The 18867-nt window shown below is 70.5% G+C and carries 17 protein-coding genes; 5 read left to right on the top strand and 12 right to left on the bottom strand.

Features of this window, described 5'->3' with window-relative positions; translation table 11 throughout:
• Positions 1 to 129: 129 nt before the first annotated feature.
• The 9 genes from aroB to AB0M70_RS18535 all read right to left on the bottom strand — a co-directional run bounded on the left by aroB (position 130) and on the right by AB0M70_RS18535 (position 9701).
• Positions 130 to 1242, bottom strand: coding sequence for a 3-dehydroquinate synthase (gene aroB / locus AB0M70_RS18575; protein WP_365821029.1), 1113 nt, complete (start codon positions 1240 to 1242; stop codon positions 130 to 132).
• Positions 1239 to 1754: a shikimate kinase gene (locus AB0M70_RS18570; RefSeq protein ID WP_365821028.1), complete on the bottom strand. Its 516-nt coding sequence runs from the start codon at positions 1752 to 1754 to the stop codon at positions 1239 to 1241. Before AB0M70_RS18570 ends, aroB begins: the two co-directional genes overlap by 4 nt.
• Positions 1751 to 2935, bottom strand: a complete 1185-nt coding sequence (gene aroC, locus AB0M70_RS18565; protein ID WP_365821027.1) for a chorismate synthase — start codon at positions 2933 to 2935, stop codon at positions 1751 to 1753. The genes AB0M70_RS18570 and aroC overlap by 4 nt, the downstream gene beginning before the upstream one ends.
• Before the next feature lie 138 nt (positions 2936 to 3073).
• Positions 3074 to 3907, bottom strand: coding sequence for a shikimate dehydrogenase (locus AB0M70_RS18560; RefSeq protein ID WP_365821026.1), 834 nt, complete (start codon positions 3905 to 3907; stop codon positions 3074 to 3076).
• On the bottom strand, positions 3897 to 5600 hold the full coding sequence (gene mltG, locus AB0M70_RS18555; protein ID WP_365821025.1) for an endolytic transglycosylase MltG: 1704 nt from the start codon (positions 5598 to 5600) through the stop codon (positions 3897 to 3899). The genes AB0M70_RS18560 and mltG overlap by 11 nt, the downstream gene beginning before the upstream one ends.
• Before the next feature lie 124 nt (positions 5601 to 5724).
• Entirely contained in the window at positions 5725 to 6189 is a 465-nt protein-coding gene (ruvX, locus tag AB0M70_RS18550; protein ID WP_365821024.1) for a Holliday junction resolvase RuvX, read from the bottom strand.
• Between the two features lie 20 nt (positions 6190 to 6209).
• Positions 6210 to 8879 carry an alanine--tRNA ligase gene (gene alaS / locus AB0M70_RS18545; RefSeq protein ID WP_365821023.1) on the bottom strand — a complete coding sequence of 890 codons (2670 nt, stop codon included), beginning with the start codon at positions 8877 to 8879 and terminating at the stop codon, positions 6210 to 6212.
• Positions 8879 to 9244, bottom strand: a complete 366-nt coding sequence (locus AB0M70_RS18540; RefSeq protein ID WP_365821022.1) for a DUF6167 family protein — start codon at positions 9242 to 9244, stop codon at positions 8879 to 8881. The genes alaS and AB0M70_RS18540 overlap by 1 nt, the downstream gene beginning before the upstream one ends.
• Positions 9245 to 9251: 7 nt before the next feature.
• Positions 9252 to 9701: a DUF948 domain-containing protein gene (locus AB0M70_RS18535; protein ID WP_363211008.1), complete on the bottom strand. Its 450-nt coding sequence runs from the start codon at positions 9699 to 9701 to the stop codon at positions 9252 to 9254.
• A gap of 160 nt (positions 9702 to 9861) precedes the next feature.
• Between AB0M70_RS18535 and AB0M70_RS18530 the strand changes: the two genes are divergently transcribed.
• Entirely contained in the window at positions 9862 to 12042 is a 2181-nt protein-coding gene (locus AB0M70_RS18530) for an AAA family ATPase (RefSeq protein WP_365821021.1), read from the top strand.
• Here the strand turns inward: AB0M70_RS18530 and rpsD are convergent.
• The 3 genes from rpsD to AB0M70_RS18515 all read right to left on the bottom strand — a co-directional run bounded on the left by rpsD (position 12030) and on the right by AB0M70_RS18515 (position 15087).
• Entirely contained in the window at positions 12030 to 12644 is a 615-nt protein-coding gene (rpsD, locus tag AB0M70_RS18525; protein ID WP_160503779.1) for a 30S ribosomal protein S4, read from the bottom strand. The genes AB0M70_RS18530 and rpsD overlap by 13 nt on opposite strands.
• A 371-nt stretch (positions 12645 to 13015) precedes the next feature.
• The gene (locus tag AB0M70_RS18520) at positions 13016 to 14365 is read right to left on the bottom strand and encodes a replication-associated recombination protein A (RefSeq protein WP_365821020.1); all 1350 of its coding nucleotides are present in this window, start codon (positions 14363 to 14365) and stop codon (positions 13016 to 13018) included.
• Positions 14366 to 14427: 62 nt separating this feature from the next.
• On the bottom strand, positions 14428 to 15087 hold the full coding sequence (locus AB0M70_RS18515; protein ID WP_365821019.1) for a vitamin K epoxide reductase family protein: 660 nt from the start codon (positions 15085 to 15087) through the stop codon (positions 14428 to 14430).
• A 136-nt stretch (positions 15088 to 15223) separates the two neighbouring features.
• Between AB0M70_RS18515 and AB0M70_RS18510 the strand changes: the two genes are divergently transcribed.
• Genes AB0M70_RS18510 through AB0M70_RS18495 form a run of 4 tightly spaced genes read left to right on the top strand, consistent with a single transcriptional unit; the run spans position 15224 to position 18784 of the window.
• Positions 15224 to 16120 (top strand): ABC transporter ATP-binding protein, encoded by an 897-nt coding sequence (locus tag AB0M70_RS18510; protein ID WP_365821018.1) that lies wholly within the window; start codon positions 15224 to 15226, stop codon positions 16118 to 16120.
• Complete coding sequence (locus tag AB0M70_RS18505) at positions 16117 to 16971, top strand: ABC transporter permease (RefSeq protein WP_365821017.1); 855 nt, start codon at positions 16117 to 16119, stop codon at positions 16969 to 16971. The genes AB0M70_RS18510 and AB0M70_RS18505 overlap by 4 nt, the downstream gene beginning before the upstream one ends.
• Entirely contained in the window at positions 16968 to 18164 is a 1197-nt protein-coding gene (locus AB0M70_RS18500; protein WP_365821016.1) for a sensor histidine kinase, read from the top strand. Before AB0M70_RS18505 ends, AB0M70_RS18500 begins: the two co-directional genes overlap by 4 nt.
• Positions 18161 to 18784: a response regulator transcription factor gene (locus AB0M70_RS18495; RefSeq protein ID WP_365821015.1), complete on the top strand. Its 624-nt coding sequence runs from the start codon at positions 18161 to 18163 to the stop codon at positions 18782 to 18784. Before AB0M70_RS18500 ends, AB0M70_RS18495 begins: the two co-directional genes overlap by 4 nt.
• Positions 18785 to 18867 lie beyond the last annotated feature (83 nt).

Here is an 18867-nt window from a genome sequence, read left to right as displayed (position 1 = left end):
GGTCGGGCGGCGGCCGGGGCCACCCGTTACCGAACGGTACCGTCCCCGGCCGACGTTGTGTGAACGGCCGGGGAGGCCGCAGGGTGCCCGTGGCTTGTTCCGGCGGGCCGATTCAGCGCTTCTCGGGCGCTAGTTCGCCACTTCGCCGTACGCGGCGAGCAGCACCGCGGGGTCGGGTCCCTCCAGGACGGTCGGCTTGCCGAGGCCGTCCAGGACGATGAACCGCAGCAGGTCACCGCGGGACTTCTTGTCGACCTTCATGGTCTCCAGGAGCTTGGGCCACTGGTCGTAGCGGTAGCTCAAGGGCAGGCCGACCGACTCCAGGACGGCGCGGTGCCGGTCGGCGGTCGCGTCGTCGAGGCGTCCCGCGAGGCGGCCGAGTTCGGCCGCGAAGGCCATGCCCACGGAGACGGCCGCGCCGTGGCGCCACTTGTAGCGCTCGTTCTTCTCGATGGCGTGGGCGAGGGTGTGGCCGTAGTTGAGGATCTCGCGCAGGCCCGACTCCTTGAGGTCGCCGGAGACGACCTCGGCCTTGACCTTGATGGAGCGCTCGATCAGCTCGGCGGTGTGCCGCCCCTGCGGGCTGCGCGCCGCCTCGGGGTCCTCCTCGATGAGTTCGAGGATCACCGGGTCGGCGATGAAGCCGGCCTTGATGATCTCCGCGAGGCCCGAGACGAAGTCGTTGACCGGCAGCGAGTCGAGCGCGGCCAGGTCACACAGCACGCCCGTCGGCGGGTGGAAGGAGCCGACCAGGTTCTTGCCCTCGGCGGTGTTGATGCCGGTCTTGCCGCCGACCGCGGCGTCGACCATGCCGAGCACGGTGGTCGGCACGGCGATCCAGCGGACCCCGCGCAGCCAGGTCGCGGCCACGAAACCGGCGAGGTCCGTGGTGGCTCCGCCGCCGACACCGATGATGAGGTCGCTGCGGGTGAAGCCGGACTGCCCGAGAGCCTTCCAGCAGTACGCGGCGACCTCTGCGGTCTTGGCCTCCTCGGCGTTCGGCACCTGGATGGCGACGACCTCGAAGCCCTGTCCCGCCAGGTCCTCGCGCAGCGCGTCGCCGGTCTCGGCGAGCGCCTCCGGGTGGATGATCGCGACGCGCTTGGTGCCCTCGCCGATCAGGCCGGGCAGCTCGCCCAGGAGCTGCCGTCCGACGAGCACCTCGTACGGCTCGGCGCCCGCGGTGCCGCCGACCTGGATACGGGTGGGCGTCTGCCCCGACGTCTCGGTCATCTCGGTCATGCTTCCTTCAACTCCAGTGCGTCGAGGACCGCTTGGGCTACCTCTTCGGGGGTGCGGTCGTCGGTGGCGACGACGGCGCGGGCGACTTCGGCGTACAAGTGGCGGCGGGCGTCCATCAGTTCGCGCCACTGCTTGCGCGGGTTGACCGCGAGCAGCGGACGCGCGACGTTCAGGCCGGTGCGCTTGACCGCCTCCTCGACGTCCATCGACAGATAGACGACGGGGAGCGGCGCGAGGAGCGCGCGCGTGGACTCGTCGAGGATCGCGCCCCCGCCGAGCGCGAGGATGCCCTCGTGCTCGGCGAGCGCCGTACGCACGGCCCGGCGCTCCAGGTCGCGGAAGTGCGGCTCGCCCTCGTCCACGAAGATCTCCGCGATCTCCCGGCCCTGCGCGGCCACGATGTCGGCGTCGGTGTCGCGGTAGACGGTGCCGAGGCGCTCGGCGAGCAGTGCGCCCACCGTCGACTTGCCCACGCCCATCGGGCCGACCAGAACGATCTGCGGGCCGGTCACCGGATCTGGAGGTTGTCGAGGTACGACCGCACGTTGCGCCGGGTCTCGGGCACGCTGTCGCCGCCGAACTTCTCGGCGACGGCGTCGGCCAGGGTCAGCGCGACCATCGCCTCGGCGACGATGCCCGCGGCCGGGACGGCACACACGTCGGAGCGCTGGTGGTGCGCCTTGGTGGCCTCGCCGGTGGCGACGTCCACGGTGGCGAGCGCGCGCGGCACGGTCGCGATGGGCTTCATCGCGGCGCGTACGCGCAGCAGTTCACCGGTGGTCAGGCCGCCCTCGGTGCCGCCGGAGCGGCCGGAGGTGCGCTTGATGCCGTCCTCGGTGGAGACGATCTCGTCGTGCGCCTTGGAGCCCGGCACCCGTGCGAGGTCGAAGCCGTCGCCGACCTCGACGCCCTTGATGGCCTGGATGCCCATGAGCGCGGCGGCGAGGCGGGCGTCGAGTCGCCGGTCCCAGTGCACGTGCGAGCCGAGGCCGACCGGCACGCCGTACGCGAGGACCTCCACCACACCACCGAGGGTGTCGCCGTCCTTGTGGGCCTGGTCGATCTCCGCGACCATCGCCTTGCTCGCGTCCGCGTCGAGGCAGCGCACCGGGTCGGCGTCCAGCTTCTCGACGTCGGCGGGGGTCGGGTAGACGCCGTACGGAGCCTTGGCGCTCGCCAGCTCGGTCACATGGCTGACGATCTCGATCCCGGCCGTCTCCTTCAGGTAGGAGCGGGCGACCGCGCCGAGCGCGACGCGGGCCGCGGTCTCACGGGCGGAGGCGCGCTCCAGGATCGGACGGGCCTCGTCGAAGCCGTACTTCTGCATGCCGGCGAGGTCGGCGTGGCCGGGCCTGGGCCGGGTCAGCGGGGCGTTGCGGGCCAGGTCGGCGAGGATCTCCGGGTCGACCGGGTCGGCCGCCATGACCTGCTCCCACTTGGGCCACTCGGTGTTGCCCACCATGATCGCGACCGGCGAGCCCATGGTCAGGCCGTGCCGGACGCCGCCCAGGAAGGTGACCTCGTCGCGCTCGAACTTCATGCGCGCACCGCGCCCATAGCCGAGGCGCCGCCGGGCCAGGTGGTCCGCCACCATCTCCGTGGTGATCGGCACGCCGGCGGGAAGACCCTCCAGCGTCGCGACAAGTGCGGGTCCGTGGGACTCTCCCGCGGTCAGCCAACGCAACCTGCTCAACGGTGCTCCTCATGCTCGCGCCTGGAACTGCGTGGCGCGACCGGGTGCGCGGCCCTGGCCCGCCACCCCCGATCCTCCCACGTCGGGACGGCGGCCCCGGCCCCTGGTCCACCAGCCGGACTGCCGGGGCCGTGGACCTCAGCGTCCTTCGAGCGCGTGTTCCCCTGCCTTGCGCATCGCGGCAAGCGGCGCGGGCGAGCGCCCGGTCATCTGCTCGACCTGCAGCACCGCCTGGTGCACGAGCAGATCGAGTCCGCTGACCACGGCCCCGCCGTACATCGACCAGCGGGCCGCCAGCGCGGTGGGCCACGGGTCGTACAGGACGTCGAAGAGGGTCGCGGGCCGCTCGGGCACGGCGGCCGACAGCGCGTCCGTGGCACCCGCCGGGGTCGTTGCGATCACCAGCGGCGCGCTCAGCGCCTGTTCGGCGTCCGCCCAGTCCGCCGTCCGCACCTCCACGTCGAGGCGCTCGCCCCACTGCCGCATCTCGGCGGCGCGCGCCTGACTGCGTACGTACGCGACGACCTCGCCGGTGCAGATCCGCGCGAGCGCGGCGAGCGCGGACGACGCGGTGGCGCCCGCGCCGAGGATCGCGGCCGACTCCACCTGCTCAATGCCGTGCTCCCGGAGGGCGGCGATCATGCCGGGGATGTCGGTGTTGTCGCCGACGCGACGGCCATCCTCCGTGAAGACGACGGTGTTGACCGCGTCGACGGAAGCGGCGGTCTCGCTGATCTCGTCGAGCAGCGGGATCACCGCGCGCTTGAGCGGCATCGTCAGCGAAAGCCCGGCCCACTCGGGGCCGAGCCCTTCGAGGAACCCGGGCAGCGCTGCCTCGTCGACGTCGAACAGGTCATACGTCCAGTCGACCAAACCCAGCTCCCCGTATGCGGCGCGGTGCAGCACCGGGGAGAGGGAATGGGCGATGGGGGAGCCGAGAACCGCGGCTCGGCGGCCGCGCTCAGTCGCCATTCTTCTGCCGCTCATTGAATTCACGGACCAGCTTTTCGTGCTCGGACAGCGTCTTGGTGAACTGCGTCTTCTTTCCGTCGACGGAAATGAAGAACATCCAGCCGCCACCATCCGGTGCCAACGTGGCCGCCAGGGCTTCGTCGCCGGGGTTCCCGATCGGCCCAGGCGGAAGGCCCTTGTGGAAGTACGTGTTGTACGGGTCAGGATCGCTCCGGATCTTGGCGATCGGGATGTTGATCTCGCTCTGGCCCTTGAGGTAGTTGTACGTCGAGTCGAATTCGAGCTTCTGGTTGGTGACGGTGTTGGACACCTTGAGGCGGTTGTAGACGACAGCCGCCATCTTCTTGAAGTCGTCGTGCGTCATACCCTCGGCCTGGACGAGGCTGGCCACCGTGAGGACCTGGAGCGGGTCCTTCAACTGCAGCTTGTCAGCCTGCGACTTCAGGCCCAACTCGTCGTACTTCTCCGCGGCGTGGGCCACCATCTTCTTCAGGACGGCCTCGGGCTTCTGCCCCTTGGCGACCGCGTAGCTGGAGGGGTAGAGGAACCCTTCCAATGGGTCCTTGATGTCCTTGTTGGTGTTCGCCCAGTCAGGAAGGCCGAGGCTCTTCCATTCCTTCTTGGCGACGCTCGCCGTTGTCCCCTTGTCGAGTTCCAGGCGGGTGTCGATCTGAGAATAGACCCACGAATTGCGCCGTCCCTCGGGAATGATGAGGTTATTGCGGCTCTTCGGGCTGAGCATCAGGTCGACCGCACTCTTGGCCGACATCTGCTTCTTCAGGACATAAACGCCGTCCTGAATGGAATCACCCTTGGGATTCTGCGCCTGCGCGGAGACAAAAGCATCCACGCTCTTGACGACCCCGGCCTCTTTCAGTTTCTGGCCGATCACATAGCCGCCGGCGCCCTTGGGGATGTCGACGGTTGCGAGGCCCGTGCCCTCGCCCGCGTAGTCCGGCGACGTACCGAAACGGTCCTGGTAGAACTGGTAGCCGAAATAGCCGACCCCGCCGAGACCACCGGCGAAGACCAGCGTCACGACCAGGCAGGCGCAGCCGTTGCGGCGCTTCTTCGGCTTCTTGCCGCCCCGGCCGCCCTTGCGGTCACCGCGGCCGCCCCGGCGCCCCGGCGGCTCGTCGTCGTAGTCGTCCTCGTCGTCATCGCCGCCCGAGAAGAAGGCGTGCTCGCCCTGGTCCGGGCCCGGGTCCCAGTCCTGCTGCGGCTCGGGCTCACCGCGGCGGCGGGACGGCGGCTCTGGCGGGGGGTAGGCGTCCGGAGTGCTGTAGTAGTCCGCGCTCTCCGCGCCGTAGCCGCTCTGCTGGTGGCCGTAGGGATCCGACGGGTCGGCGGTGTACGCGGCCTGGCCCTGCTGGCCGGTGTCCCAGCCGCCGTTGTACTGCTGCTCGGGCCCGCCGTTGTACTGCTGCTGACCGGCCGGGCCGCCGTACTGCTGCTGGCCGTAAGCCTGCTGCTGGCCCGTGTTCCAGTCGTCGTACTGCGCCTGGTGGGGTTGCTGCGGCTGCTGCGCATGCTGCTGAGGGTTCTGGGCATGCTGCTGAGGGTGGTACTGCCCCTGGCCGCCGTAGGGGGACTGGCCGCTCGCGGCCTGCTGTCCTCCCCATCCGCTGTCCCCGTACAACGGGTCCTCGGGATGCCACGGTTCGGAGCCTGGACCCCGGCCATACTCAGTCATCGATCCCCTACAAGCCGCGAGGCGGGGCCGCCGTCCGAGTATTCGGGCAACCGTTCCGCCTCTTGATGCTGTGCGGCAGCTGTTCGAACACCGCCGCATCGCGCGGAACGTTACCGTATCGCGATCAGATGACCACTTCGACGCCCTCGCCCGGAGCTTTACCTGACGCCCGTTCGGACTCCAGTGCTTGCTGAAGGATGATGACGGCCGCCGCCTGATCGATGACAGACCTGCCCTTTTTGGACTTCACGCCCGAGGCGCGCAGGCCCTGACTGGCCGTCACTGTGGTCATCCTCTCGTCCACGAGCCGCACCGAAAGGGGGGCGACCAAGCGGGCGAGGTCCTGGGTGAAGGCGCGGACCTTGACGGCCGCCGGGCCCTCGCCCCCCTTGAGGGAGCGAGGGAGACCGACGACGAGCTCGATAGGTTCGTACTCGTCGACGAGCTGCTTCAAGCGGCGCTGGGCGGCCGGGACATCGCGTCCCGGCACCGTCTCGACCGGAGTGGCGAGGATCCCGTCGGGGTCGCACGAGGCGACCCCGATCCGGGCGTCACCGACGTCGATGGCCAGACGCCGGCCCCTGCGCATGCCCCCGCCTGAATCAGACATCAGGCCGTCTCGCCGACGAGGCGCTCGACCGCGGCCATGGCGTCACCGATGGCCGCGGCGTTCTGGCCGCCGCCCTGGGCGACGTCCGGCTTGCCGCCGCCACCGCCACCGAGGGTCTTGGCGGCCGTACGGACGAGGTCGCCGGCCTTGAGGCCGCGCTCACGCGCGGCTTCGTTCGTGGCGATGACCGTCAGCGGGCGGCCGTTGGCCGTCGTGAAGAGGGCCACCACGGCCGGGCGGTCACCCTGGATGCGACCGCGTACGTCGAGGACGAGCCTGCGCAGGTCGTCGGCGCCCGTGCCGTCCGGCACCTGGCCGGTGACGAGCGCGACGCCGCGTACGTCCTTGGCGCTGTCGACGAGTCCGGCGGCGGCCGCGAGGACCTTCTCCGCGCGGAACTTGTCGATCTCCTTCTCCGCGTCCTTGAGCTTGCCGAGCATGGCGGCGACCTTCTCGGGCAGCTCCTCGGAGCGGCCCTTGATCAGCTCCTGGAGCTGGGCGACGACCGTGTGCTCCTTGGCGAGGAAGTTGTACGCGTCGACGCCGACCAGGGCCTCGATGCGGCGGACGCCCGAACCGATGGACGACTCGCCGAGCAGCTTCACCAGGCCGAGCTGGGCGGTGTTGTGCACGTGCGTGCCGCCGCACAGCTCCTTGGAGAAGTCGCCGATGGTCACCACGCGGACCCGCTCGCCGTACTTCTCGCCGAACTCGGCGATGGCGCCCTGCTTCTTGGCCTCGTCGATCGACATGACCTCGGCCTGTACGTCGAGCTCGTGCGCGAGGACTTCGTTGATCTTCTGCTCGACGTCCGTCATGACGGCCGTGGGCACGGCCGACGGGGAGCCGAAGTCGAAGCGGAAGCGGCCGGGCTGGTTCTCGGAACCGGCCTGGGCGGCCGTCGGGCCGAGCGCGTCGCGCAGCGCCTGGTGCGTGAGGTGCGTGGCGGAGTGGGCGCGGGCGATGGCCGTACGACGGCGCGCGTCGATCGAGGCCCAGACGGGTGCGCCGACGGTGATCTCACCGACCTGGACGGTGCCCTTGTGGACGTGCACGCCGGGGACCGGCTTCTGCACGTCGCGGATCTCGACGACCGCGCCGTTGTCGAGGCGGATCCGGCCGGTGTCTCCGATCTGGCCGCCGCCCTCGGCGTAGAAGGGGGTGCGGTCGAGGACGACCTCGACGTCGTCGCCCTCACGGGCGGCGGGGGACGAGACGCCGTTGACCAGGAGGCCGACGATCGAGGCCTCGTTCTCGGTGAGGCTGTAGCCGGTGAAGTCCGTGGCGCCGGAGGCGTCGGCGATCTCGCGGTAGGCGTGCAGATCGGCGTGACCGGTCTTCTTGGCCTGGGCGTCGGCCTTGGCGCGCTCCCGCTGCTCCCTCATCAGGCGCCGGAAGCCGTCCTCGTCCACGGAGAGGCCCTGCTCGGCGGCCATCTCCAGGGTGAGGTCGATCGGGAAGCCCCACGTGTCGTGCAGCAGGAACGCCTTGTCGCCGGAGAGGACCTTGCCGCCGGCGGCCTTGGTCTCGGTGACGGCGGTGTCGAGGATGTTCGTGCCGCCCTTGAGGGCCTTGAGGAAGGCGGCCTCTTCGGCGAGGGCGACGGTCTCGATGCGCTTGCGGTCGGATCGGAGCTCGGGGTACTGCTCGCCCATCGACTTGATGACCGTGTCGACGAGCTCGTTCACGACCGGGCCGGTGGCGCCCATCAGACGCATGTTGCGGATGGCGCGGCGCATGATGCGGCGCAGGACGTAGCCACGGCCCTCGTTGCCGGGCGTGACGCCGTCGCCGATGAGCATCACGGACGTACGCATGTGGTCGGCGACCACGCGCAGGGAGACGTCCGAGCCCTGCTCGGCGCCGTACCGCACGCCGGTCAGCTCGGTGGCCTTGTCCATGACGACGCGCAGGGTGTCGGTCTCGTACATGTTCTGCACGCCCTGCAGGATCATCGCGAGGCGCTCGAGGCCGAGGCCGGTGTCGATGTTCTTGCTGGGCAGCTCGCCGAGGATCTCGAAGTCCTCCTTGGAGGTGCCCTCGCCGCGCTCGTACTGCATGAAGACCAGGTTCCAGATCTCCACGTACCGCTCGTCGTTGACGGCCGGGCCGCCCTCGACGCCGAACTCGGGGCCGCGGTCGTAGTTGATCTCGGAGCAGGGGCCGCAGGGTCCGGGGACGCCCATGGACCAGTAGTTGTCCTTCTTGCCCAGGCGCTGGATGCGCTCGGCGGGGACGCCCACCTTCTCGCGCCAGATGGTCTCGGCCTCGTCGTCGTCGAGGTAGACCGTCACCCACAGGCGCTCGGGGTCGAGGCCGAAGCCGCCGTCCGCCACGGAGCTGGTGAGCAGCTCCCAGGCGTACTTGATGGCGCCTTCCTTGAAGTAGTCACCGAAGGAGAAGTTGCCGCACATCTGGAAGAACGTGCCGTGCCGCGTGGTCTTGCCGACCTCTTCGATGTCGGGCGTGCGCACGCACTTCTGCACGCTCGTGGCGCGCGAGAACTGCGGCTTGACCTCACCCAGGAAGTAGGGCTTGAAGGGCACCATGCCCGCGGGGACGAGGAGCAGAGTCGGGTCGTCCGCGATGAGCGACGCCGAAGGGACGACGGTGTGCCCGCGCTCCTCGAAGAAGCTCAGCCAGCGGCGGCGAATCTCGGCCGACTCCATCAGTGGTCCTCATTCCGGTTGTACGAGTACTTCGACTTCGAGAGGTACTTGCCCTGCGTGTTCTTGTCGGTCTTGCTGGTCTTGCCGTTCTCGATGGCCACGACCACCCGGCGCTGCCCGGGCAGTTCGGGGTCGACCGGGGCTTCGAGGCCCAGGGCCTCGCCCAGTTCGGCCTCGCGCTGGGCCATGCCGTCGCGGACGTCGAGAGCGAAGTCCTTGAGTTTGTGACCTGCCTCGACCGCCTTGTTCGCGGCCTGGGCCGCGAGGCTCTCGGGGGTCAGTTGCTTGATCTTGCGGTTGACCTTGGTGGTGGCCCACACACCGGCAGCGGCGCCCGCGGTGAACCAGAACGTACGGCGGAACATCGCTGCGTCAGTCCTTCTTCCGCTTGCCCCGCCGCCGCGCGGAGGGCACCGTGCGCCCCACGATCACGGTACGTCGGGCGGGCGCCGGGGGCACATTGTTTGATTCGGGTCCTGCCTTGCGGCCCAGGGCCCTGCGCACCCCGTAACCGAACGCCGCGACCTTGACGAGGGGCCCGCCGAAGGTGGAGGCCACCGTCGTGGAGAGCGCCGACGCGTTCGACGTGACTTCCTGGACGTCCGACGCGATGGCGTCGACCCGGTCGATCTGCGTCTGCGCGGAGCGCACCGCCTCGGAGGCGTCCGCGAGCAGCGGGACGGCCTGCTCGGTCACTTCCGCGACCAGCTTGGTGGTCGCCCTGAGCGTCTGCGCCAGCCTCACCAGCGCCACCGCCAGGAAGGAGACCAGGATCGCCCAGAAGACGGCCACCAGGATCCCGGCCACCTCTCCACCGGACACTCTGCACCGCTCCCTGATCATCGGCCCTGAACATCGAAAAGTCGTCCCCCGACCCTATCGCGCCGGGGCCAAGGCTCCGCACCGCATTACCGTGCAAGCGCAAGGGAGTTACCTGAAGTGATTGTACGGACTGCTTACGCATCGGTACGCTCCGTATCTCATGCGACGCGATCAGCGCACGGGCGCCCACCGGCACAGCTCCCCCACACAGCGCCCGAGACCGGGGAACCTTCCCCTGGAGCTCAACGCCTTCGTCGGACGCACCGCCGAACTGACCGCGCTCACCGCCGCGTTGGAGTCGGCGCGGCTGGTCACCGTGACCGGTGTGGGTGGCGTCGGCAAGTCCCGTCTGGCCGTCCGGGCCGCCTCCGGTGCCGAGCCGCGGGACGGCGCCTGGCTGGTGGAGCTCGCCGGGGTCAGGGACCCGGATCTGGTCGAACACGCGGTCGCCGACGCGCTGAACCTGACCGATCACACCCGCCGCACCCCGCGCAGGTCGCTGCTCGACCATCTCGCGGAGCGGGAAGTCCTCCTCGTCGTCGACGGGTTCGAGCACCTGGTGGAGGCATGCGCGTCGCTGGTGGGGGACCTGCTGCACCACTCCCCCGGGCTCCGTGTCCTCGCGGTGGGACGCCGGCCGCTGGACACCGGGGGCGAGCGGATCTTTCCCCTCGCGCCGCTGCCCACCCAGGACGCCGCCGCGCTGTTCGCCGACCGGGCGGCGTCGGGGCTCCCCGGCTTCACCCTGGACGAGGAGAACGAAGCCGACGTGGCGGAGCTCTGCCGACGCCTCGACGGGATTCCGCTGGCGGTGGAGCTGGCGGCGGGGCGGCTGCGGGCGCTCTCGCCCGCGCAGCTGCTTTCCCGGCTCGACGACCGCTTCGCGCTCCTGACCGGCACACGGCGCGATGTGCCGCCACGCCACCAGACCCTGCGTACGGCCATCGGCTGGAGCCATGAGCTGTGCACGGCGGGCGAGCGTCTGCTGTGGTCACGGCTCTCGGTGTTCTGCGGCCCCTTCGACCTGGAGGCGGCCGAGTACATCTGCAGCGGTGACGGCCTGCACGCGGACGACGTCCTCGACGTGCTCGGCGAGCTGCTCGCGCAGTCCGTCGTGACCCGCGAGGAAGGCCCGGCGGGCGTCCGCTACCGCATGCTCGACACGGTCCGGGCGTACGGCGCCGACTGGCTGGAGGCGACCGGCGACGCCGCGCGCATGCGGCGCCGGCACCGCGACTGGTACATGGGGCTCGCCACCTGGTGCGAGCTGGACTGGTTCTCGCCGCGCCAGGCGCGGGTCGCCGAGCTCGTCGACTGCGAACTGCCCAATCTGCGGGGCGCCCTCGAGTACTGCCTGACCGAGCCGGACGAGACGCATCTGGGCCAGTATCTGGCGGGCAGCCTGTGGTTCTACTGGGTGGGCTGCGGGCGACTCGCGGAGGGCCGGCACTGGCTCGACCGCGCACTCGAGCTGGACGGCGGCCACGACGACTCCCGCCTCAAGGCCCTCTGGGTGCTCGGCTATGTCGCGGTGCTGCAGGGCGACACGGTCGCGGCGCTCGCGGCGCTGCAGGAGTGCAAGGACGAGGCGGAACGTACCGGCAGCGCCATCGCGGCGGCGTACGCGGTGCACCGCATCGGCTGCCTGGCGCTCCTCAACGACGACATGCCGCGCGCCGAGACCCTGCTGCGCTCGGCCCTCGAGCAGTACCGCGAGATCGGCGAGCTCAACAGCAACGTCCTGATGGGCCAGGTCGAGCTGGCGATGGCCCTCGCCTTTCGCGGGGAGCTGGCCGATGCGGTGGAGCTCTGCGAGGACGTGCGCCAGGTCTGCGAGGACCACGGCGAGCGGTGGACTCTCGCGTACGCCCTGTATGTCCTCGGTTTCGCGGCGTGGACGCGCGGTGAGGCGGCGACGGCCCGTGACCTGGTGATGCGGTGTCTTGCCCTTGACCACGCCTTTCACGATCTGCTCGGCACGGTCCTCGCGATCGAGCTGCTCGCGCTCTTCACCGTGGCGGACGGCGATCCGGCCGAGGCCGCGGTGCTGCAGGGCGCCGCGTCCCGCATCTGGCCCTCGGTGGGCCTGCCGCTGTTCGGCTCCGGGAACTTCGGCGGGCCGCACGCGCTGTGCGAGTCGCAGGCCCGCGAGCAGCTGGGAGATGCGCGGTACGAGGAGTGCGTGGCCGTCGGGACCCGGCTCACCCCGGACGCCGCGGTGTCACGGGCCCTGGGCGCCGGCTCGAAGGGCAACGCAAAAACCCGCCGCCTGCCCCACCACGAAGGGAGGGCGGGCGACGGGCTGAAGCAGGGAGAGCTACGTCCGGGTCAGCGGGCGTAGTACTCGACGACGAGCTGCTCGTCGCAGATCACGGGGATCTCCTTGCGGTTCGGGTCACGGTCCAGACGGAAGGCCAGGGCCTTCAGGTTGACCTGGAGGTAACGCGGGATCTCGCCGTCGGGGGCGAAGCCGCCCTCACGGGAGACCTGGAACAGCGGCTTCTCGCGGCTGCGCTCGCGGACCATCACGACGTCGTCGGGACGGACACGGAACGACGGCTTGTCGACCTTGCCGCCGTTGACCTCGATGTGGCCGTGGCTGACCATCTGACGGGCCTGGTAGATCGTGCGGGCGATGCCCGAACGCAGGATCAGGGCGTCGAGACGGCGCTCGAGCTCGATGACCAGGGCCTCGCCGGTCTTGCCTTCGGCCTTCTTGGCGCGGTCGTAGGCACGGGCCATCTGCTTCTCGCTGATGTCGTACTGCGCGCGCAGACGCTGCTTCTCGAGCAGACGGACCTTGTAGTCCGAGTTCTGCTTGCGCCCACGGCCGTGCTCGCCCGGCGGGTAGGGGCGGGCCTCGAAGTACTTGACGGCCTTCGGGGTCAGCGCGATGCCGAGGGCACGCGACTTCTTGACCTTGGGGCGGGACTGGTTCGGCATGAACCAACCTCTCTGTTCAATGTGAAATCGGCTTCACCAGGGTTAGGGGAGGTCGCATCCGCAGCCTGGGAAACCCATCGGATCCGGTGGTTCTGGATCCGGCGGGCAGCCGCTCCCTGGTCTGGGCACTATGTGCAGCACGCGAGTGGCCCACCGACCGCTTCCCGGAGTACGAGATGGTGGTGGGCTGCCCGCGACACCTTCGACGGTGCGCGACGCTCCTGGAGGTCCCTGGACGGTGAGGTCCGGGGCTCCGGCTGGATGTCCCGTTCTGGTGGTGCCGGTACGAGACCGGACACGGGACGCAGCACTTCGGGCAAGTGTACCGGGTGACGGGGGGTGCCTCAGCCGCGGGCGGCGGCGGCCCGGGGCTACTCGCCCTTGAGGCGCTCGCGCACGCGCTCCACCACGTCCGCGTACCGAGCCTCGGCTCCGTAGCGCGTGGGTTGGTAGTAGCGCTTGGCCGCCACGGCGTCCGGTGCGTACTGCTGGGCGGCGATCGCGCCCGGCACGTCGTGCGGATACACATAGCCCTGGGCGTGGCCGAGCTTGGCCGCTCCCTTGTAGTGCCCGTCGCGCAGGTGGGGCGGGACGGGGCCCGCGAGGCCCGCGCGGACGTCGGCCTGGGCGGACTGGATGGCGATCGTCGCGGCGTTCGACTTCGGGGCCAGGGCGAGGGCGATCGTCGCGTGGCTGAGGGTGAGCGCGGCCTCCGGGAAGCCGATCATCGCGACGGCCTGGGCGGCGGCGACCGCCGTGGGCAGTGCCGTGGGGTCGGCTAGGCCGATGTCCTCGCTCGCGGAGATCATCAGGCGGCGTGCGATGAAGCGGGGGTCCTCGCCGGCCTCGATCATCCGGGCCAGGTAGTGCAGGGCCGCGTCCACGTCCGAGCCGCGGATGGACTTGATCAGGGCGCTCGCGACGTCGTAGTGCTGGTCGCCGTCTCGGTCGTACTTCACCGCCGCGCGGTCGACGGACTCCTCCAGGGTCTGGAGGGTGATCTCCTTCTCCCCCTTGGCGATGGCCGAGCCGGCGCCCGCCTCCAGGGCGGTGAGCGCGCGCCGGGCGTCGCCGCCGGAGATCCGCAGGAGATGCTCCTCGGTGTCCTCGGGCAGCTCCACCGCGCCGCCCAGGCCCCGTTCCTCGGTGAGCGCCCGGCGCAGCAGACCGCGCAGGTCGTCGTCCGTGAGGGGTTCGAGCGTGAGGAGCAGGGAGCGGGACAGGAGCGGGGAGATGATCGAGAAGTACGGGTTCTCCGTCGTCGCCGCGATCAGCGTCACCCAGCGGTTCTCGACGGCCGGCAGCAGGGAGTCCTGCTGTGCCTTGCTGAAGCGGTGGATCTCGTCCAGGAAGAGGACGGTCTCCTTGCCGTGGCCGCCCATGGCCCTGCGGGCGCCCTCGATGACCGCGCGGACCTCCTTCACGCCCGCGGTGATCGCGGAGAGCTCCACGAAGCGCTTGTTGGTGGCCTTGGAGACCACGTACGCAAGGGTCGTCTTGCCGATGCCGGGCGGGCCCCACAGGAACACCGACGAGGGTCCCGCCGGTCCTCCGCCGCCCTCGCCGACCAGCCTGCGCAGGGGCGAGCCCTGCTTCAGCAGATGCTGCTGACCGACGACTTCTTCCAGGGTGCGCGGGCGCATCCGGACGGCCAGGGGACTTGTCGAAGGGTCCTTCTCCTGGCGGTCCTCGGCGGCTGCGGTGAACAGGTCGGGCTCCACGGATCGAACCCTACGTCAGCCCACTGACAACGCCGTCGGCGCTGCCTGCCGGCCGGCTCCCGTCAGCTGGTCCAGAAGTCCCACCAGCGCGTGAGGATGAGCATGCCGATGATGCCGACGTGCAGCACCGGAAGCACCCAGGTGAACTCGCCGAAGAACGTGCGCAGCCAGGAGGGCGCGGGCAGGAAGCCGTTGCGGACGTTGAACGACGTGACGTACCAGAACATGACGATCGTGGCGACCCAGGCCAGGCAGCACCACAGGCACAGCGAGTTGATCTCGTACAGCGACTGGTACTGCAGCCAGGTGCAGAAGGCGACCCCGAAGAGCGTGCCCGCGTTCAGCGTCAGGTAGTACCAGCCCGGGAAGCGCGCACGGCCGAGAAGGCTCATGCCGACACAGATCACGACGGCGTAGGCGGCGATGCCCAGCATCGGGTTGGGGAACCCGAAGACCGACGCCTGGTCGCTCGTCATGATGTTGCCGCAGGAGACGACCGGGTTGAGGCTGCAGCCGGGCGTGAAGTCCGGGTCTTCCAGGAGCTTGAACTTGTCCAGCGTGATGACCCACGCCGCGAGCAGCCCCGCGGCGCCCGTGATCACCAGGAGCAGCGCGAACGCACGGCTCCCGCCGACACTGCGTGGCGCGTCCGCGTCCCTTCCCCCGTGGTCGTGATCCTGCTGGGAGGGGCGGCTTCCGCTTGCCGGGGTCGTCTTGCTCATCACGCCGTTCCGTCGCTTGGGGGGCCTGGGGGCAGGGACATTGTGCCGCACGCACGCGGGTGTCCACCGTTCGATGGACATAAGGAGGTACGCACGGAGGTCCCGGAGCGTTCGGTTCGCCACGACGCTCGACGGCATGACGCCATACGACGGCACGACGACCCAGGACGCCACGGCCACGGGCGACCTCGCGGTGGACGTACGGGGACTGCGCAAGCGCTACGGCGAGGTGACCGCCGTGGACGGCATCGACCTGGCCGTCCGGCACGGGGAGGTCTACGGCATCCTCGGCCCCAACGGCGCGGGCAAGAGCACCACGGTGGAGATCCTGCAGGGCCATCGCGCACGGGACGGCGGCGATGTCGCCGTGCTCGGCGTGGACCCCGCGTCCGCCGGACGGGCTTGGCGCTCACGCGTCGGTGTGGTCTGGCAGGACGAGTCGGCGCCCGTCGAGCTGACGGTGCGCGAGACAGTACGTCAGTTCGCCCGCTACTACCCGAACCCGCGTGACCCCGAGGAGGCCATCGCGCTCGTCGGCCTGGAGGAGAAGGCCGCGAGCCGCGTCAAGAGCCTCTCCGGAGGCCAGCGCCGCCGCCTCGACGTGGCGCTCGGCGTCATCGGCGACCCCGCGCTCCTGCTCCTGGACGAGCCGACGACGGGCTTCGACCCGGCCGCGCGGCGTCAGTTCTGGAGCCTGATCCGCGGCCTCGCCGACGAGGGCACGACCATCCTGCTCACCACGCACTACCTGGAGGAGGCGGAGGCGCTCGCACACCGGCTCGCGGTGATCGCCGACGGCCGGGTGGTGGCCGAGGGCGCACCCACGGCCCTGCGCGGGCAGTACGGCACCGAGGCCGTCGTCGAGTGGGCGGAGCCGGACGGGACCCCGCGCGTGGAGCACACCCGGACCCCGACGCGGACCGTCGCCCAGTTGACGGCCCGCTTCGACGGAGAGATCCCGGGGCTGCGCATCGGCCGCCCCTCCCTGGAGGACGTCTACCTGCGACTCACCGGCCAGGAGGCCACGCGATGACATCGACCGCGCCCACCACCGACGTACGCCGCTCCGAGCGGGCCCAGCCGCGCCTGCCCTCCGCCTGGGGGCTCGGGCTGCACCACGGCGCGATGGAGCTGCGGCAGTTCTTCCGGCTGCGCGAGCAGGTGATCTTCACTTTCGCCTTCCCCGTCGTCTTCCTCTTCCTCTTCGCGTCGATCTTCAGCGACGACGTGGAGGGCGCGGGCATCACGGCCTCACAGCTATACGTGGCCGCGATGATCGCCGCAGGCATCATGTCCACCAGCTTCCAGTCGCTCGGCATCTCCATCGCGATCGAGCGTGACGAGAAGATCCTGCGGCGCCTGCGCGGCACCCCGATGCCCCCGGCCGCGTACTTCCTCGGCAAGATCTGGCTCGTCCTGGTCACCGGGCTCCTGGAGACCGCGGCCCTGCTGGTCGTCGGTGTGACGCTCTTCGACGTCGAGCTGCCGACGACCGCGGACACGTGGCTGACCTTCGGCTGGATCTTCGTCCTCGGCCTCACCGGCTGCGCGCTCCTCGGCATCGCCATCAGCAGCGTCCCGAAGTCCGGGCGCAGCGCCACGTCGGTCGTCGTGCTGCCCTTCCTGGTGCTGCAGTTCATCTCGGGCGTCTACATCGCCATCGACACGATCCCCGACTGGATGCTGGACATCAGCGCGCTCTTCCCGCTGAAGTGGATGTGCCAGGGCTTCCGCGGGGTGTTCCTGCCCGAATCGGCGAGCGTCCTCGAACAGGCGGGCAGTTGGGAGTACGGGCGCATCGCTCTGGTGCTCGGCGCCTGGTGCGTCGGAGGATTGGTGCTGTGTCTGCTGACCTTCCGCTGGAAGAACCGGCGCGACGGATGAGCGAGCCGGCCGGGCCGCGCGACTCGAACATCTGGCAGCGCACCTTCCGGATCTGGGACACGTACTTCGCCGTGGTGTGGCTGGCCACCCTGGTATTCGTGCTCGGCACGGCGGAGCCGGGGTGGCCCGTCCGGCTCACCACGGCGGGGCTGCTGCTGCTCCTCGTCCCCTGGTACGTGTGGTTCGGCCGCTGCGTCCTGGTCGAGGAGGGCACCGACGAACGGCGGGCCCTCATCTTCGTGACGGGCACGATCGGGCTGTTCCTGGCGCCGGGGATGCTGGTCGGCCAGACCCGTCTGATGTCCTTCGCGCTCATCCCCATGTGCTTCATCTGCCTGCGGATGCGCCGGGCGCTCGTGGCGGTCACGGTCATCAACATCGCGCCCGTGGCGGGCTGGGCCGTGCTCTGGCGGCCCTCTTCACAAGATGTCTTCTACAACTCGGTCTTCGCCGTGGTGACGCTGGTCTTCTCGGTGGCGATGGGCAGCTGGACCGTCCGCATCATCGAGCAGAGCGTCGAACGAGCCGACCTCATCGCCGAGTTGGAGGCGAGCCGCGAGGAGGTGGCCCGCCTCTCCGCCGAGCGCGGTGCCCTCACCGAGCACGAGCGCATGTCGCGCGAGATCCACGACACGCTGGCCCAGGGATTCACCAGCGTCCTCATGCTGATCCAGGCCGTCGACGCGGAGCTGGAGCGTGACGTGTCCGCCGCCCGCCGCCATCTGGCGCTGATGGAGTCGACGGCCCGGCAGAACCTCGCGGAGGCGCGGGCCCTGGTCGCGGGTGGCGCGCCGGCCGACCTGAACGGCGGTTCGCTGCCGGACGCCCTGCGGCGCCTGGCCGCCCGGCACGAGGCCGAGGTCCGCGTGCGGGGCGATGTGCGCCCGCTGCCGCCCGGCATCGAAGTGGTGGCCCTGCGCGCCTGCCAGGAGGCTCTCGCCAACGTCCGCAGGCACGCGGGGCCGGACGCGTCGGCGAGCGTCGCCCTGGACTACGCGCGGGGCTCGCTCGCCCTGGCGGTGCGGGACACGGGCTGCGGCTTCGACCCCGTTCTGCCGCACCCCGGGTACGGCCTGCGGGGGCTGCGCGCGCGGGCCGCCGAGGTCAGCGGCACCGCCGAGGTGACGAGCGGCCCCGGCGACGGCACGACCGTCACCGTCCTGCTGCCGATCCCCGAGAGGACCGATCCGTGATCCGCATCGTGCTGGCGGACGACCATCCCGTCGTACGCGAAGGGCTGCGCGCCATGCTGAACGCCGAGCCGGACCTGGATGTCGTCGGGGAGGCGGCCAGCGGACCACGGGCGGAGGCGCTCGCCGCCGAACTGCGTCCGGACATCGTCCTGATGGACCTGCGGATGCCGGGTGGCGGCGGGGCGGACTCGATCGAGCGGATGGCTGCGGCCGGGCTCTCCTGCCGGGTCATCGTGCTCACCACGTACGAGACGGACCGGGACATCCTGCGGGCCGTGGAGGCGGGCGCGGCGGGTTATCTGCTCAAGGACCTGGCGCGGGGAGAGCTGGCAGAGGCGGTACGGGCGGCTGCTCGCGGGGAGACCGTGCTCGCTCCCTCGGTGGCGGCGCGCCTGGTGGACCAGCTGCGGACCCGTCCGGAGCGGCCCCGGCTCACCGGGCGGGAGACGGCGGTGCTGCGGCTGGTCGCCGAGGGGTGCACGAACGCGGAGATCGGGCGGCCGCTGCATGTCGCCGAGTCGACGGTGAAGACCCATCTGCTGCGAGCCTTCGGAAAACTGGGGGTGGACGACCGCACGGCGGCGGTGACCAGTGCGATGCGGTTCGGGTTGCTGGAGTGAGGACGCCGGAGGGGCTGAAGAATTCAGCCCCTCCGGCGTTTGAGGAGCGGGGTCCGGGGCGGAGCCCCGGGTTCGGGACGGGT

The organism is Streptomyces sp. NPDC051214, assembly GCF_040682375.1.
Lineage (GTDB): Bacteria > Actinomycetota > Actinomycetes > Streptomycetales > Streptomycetaceae > Streptomyces.
The sequence above is the reverse complement of the archived record's forward strand: the minus strand, read 5'-3'. Positions and strand labels throughout refer to the sequence as shown.

Excerpts from the sequence above, each read along its gene's own strand:
- AB0M70_RS18505 (WP_365821017.1), top strand. The coding sequence starts at position 16,117 with ATGACATCGACCGCGCCCACCACCGACGTACGCCGCTCCGAGCGGGCC.
- AB0M70_RS18560 (WP_365821026.1), bottom strand. The coding sequence starts at position 3,907 with ATGGCGACTGAGCGCGGCCGCCGAGCCGCGGTTCTCGGCTCCCCCATC.
- AB0M70_RS18510 (WP_365821018.1), top strand. The coding sequence starts at position 15,224 with ATGACGCCATACGACGGCACGACGACCCAGGACGCCACGGCCACGGGC.
- AB0M70_RS18540 (WP_365821022.1), bottom strand. The coding sequence starts at position 9,244 with ATGTTCCGCCGTACGTTCTGGTTCACCGCGGGCGCCGCTGCCGGTGTG.
- AB0M70_RS18500 (WP_365821016.1), top strand. The coding sequence starts at position 16,968 with ATGAGCGAGCCGGCCGGGCCGCGCGACTCGAACATCTGGCAGCGCACC.
- AB0M70_RS18530 (WP_365821021.1), top strand. The coding sequence starts at position 9,862 with ATGCGACGCGATCAGCGCACGGGCGCCCACCGGCACAGCTCCCCCACA.
- mltG (WP_365821025.1), bottom strand. The coding sequence starts at position 5,600 with ATGACTGAGTATGGCCGGGGTCCAGGCTCCGAACCGTGGCATCCCGAG.
- ruvX (WP_365821024.1), bottom strand. The coding sequence starts at position 6,189 with ATGCGCAGGGGCCGGCGTCTGGCCATCGACGTCGGTGACGCCCGGATC.
- alaS (WP_365821023.1), bottom strand. The coding sequence starts at position 8,879 with ATGGAGTCGGCCGAGATTCGCCGCCGCTGGCTGAGCTTCTTCGAGGAG.
- aroB (WP_365821029.1), bottom strand. The coding sequence starts at position 1,242 with ATGACCGAGATGACCGAGACGTCGGGGCAGACGCCCACCCGTATCCAG.
- rpsD (WP_160503779.1), bottom strand. The coding sequence starts at position 12,644 with ATGCCGAACCAGTCCCGCCCCAAGGTCAAGAAGTCGCGTGCCCTCGGC.
- AB0M70_RS18515 (WP_365821019.1), bottom strand. The coding sequence starts at position 15,087 with ATGAGCAAGACGACCCCGGCAAGCGGAAGCCGCCCCTCCCAGCAGGAT.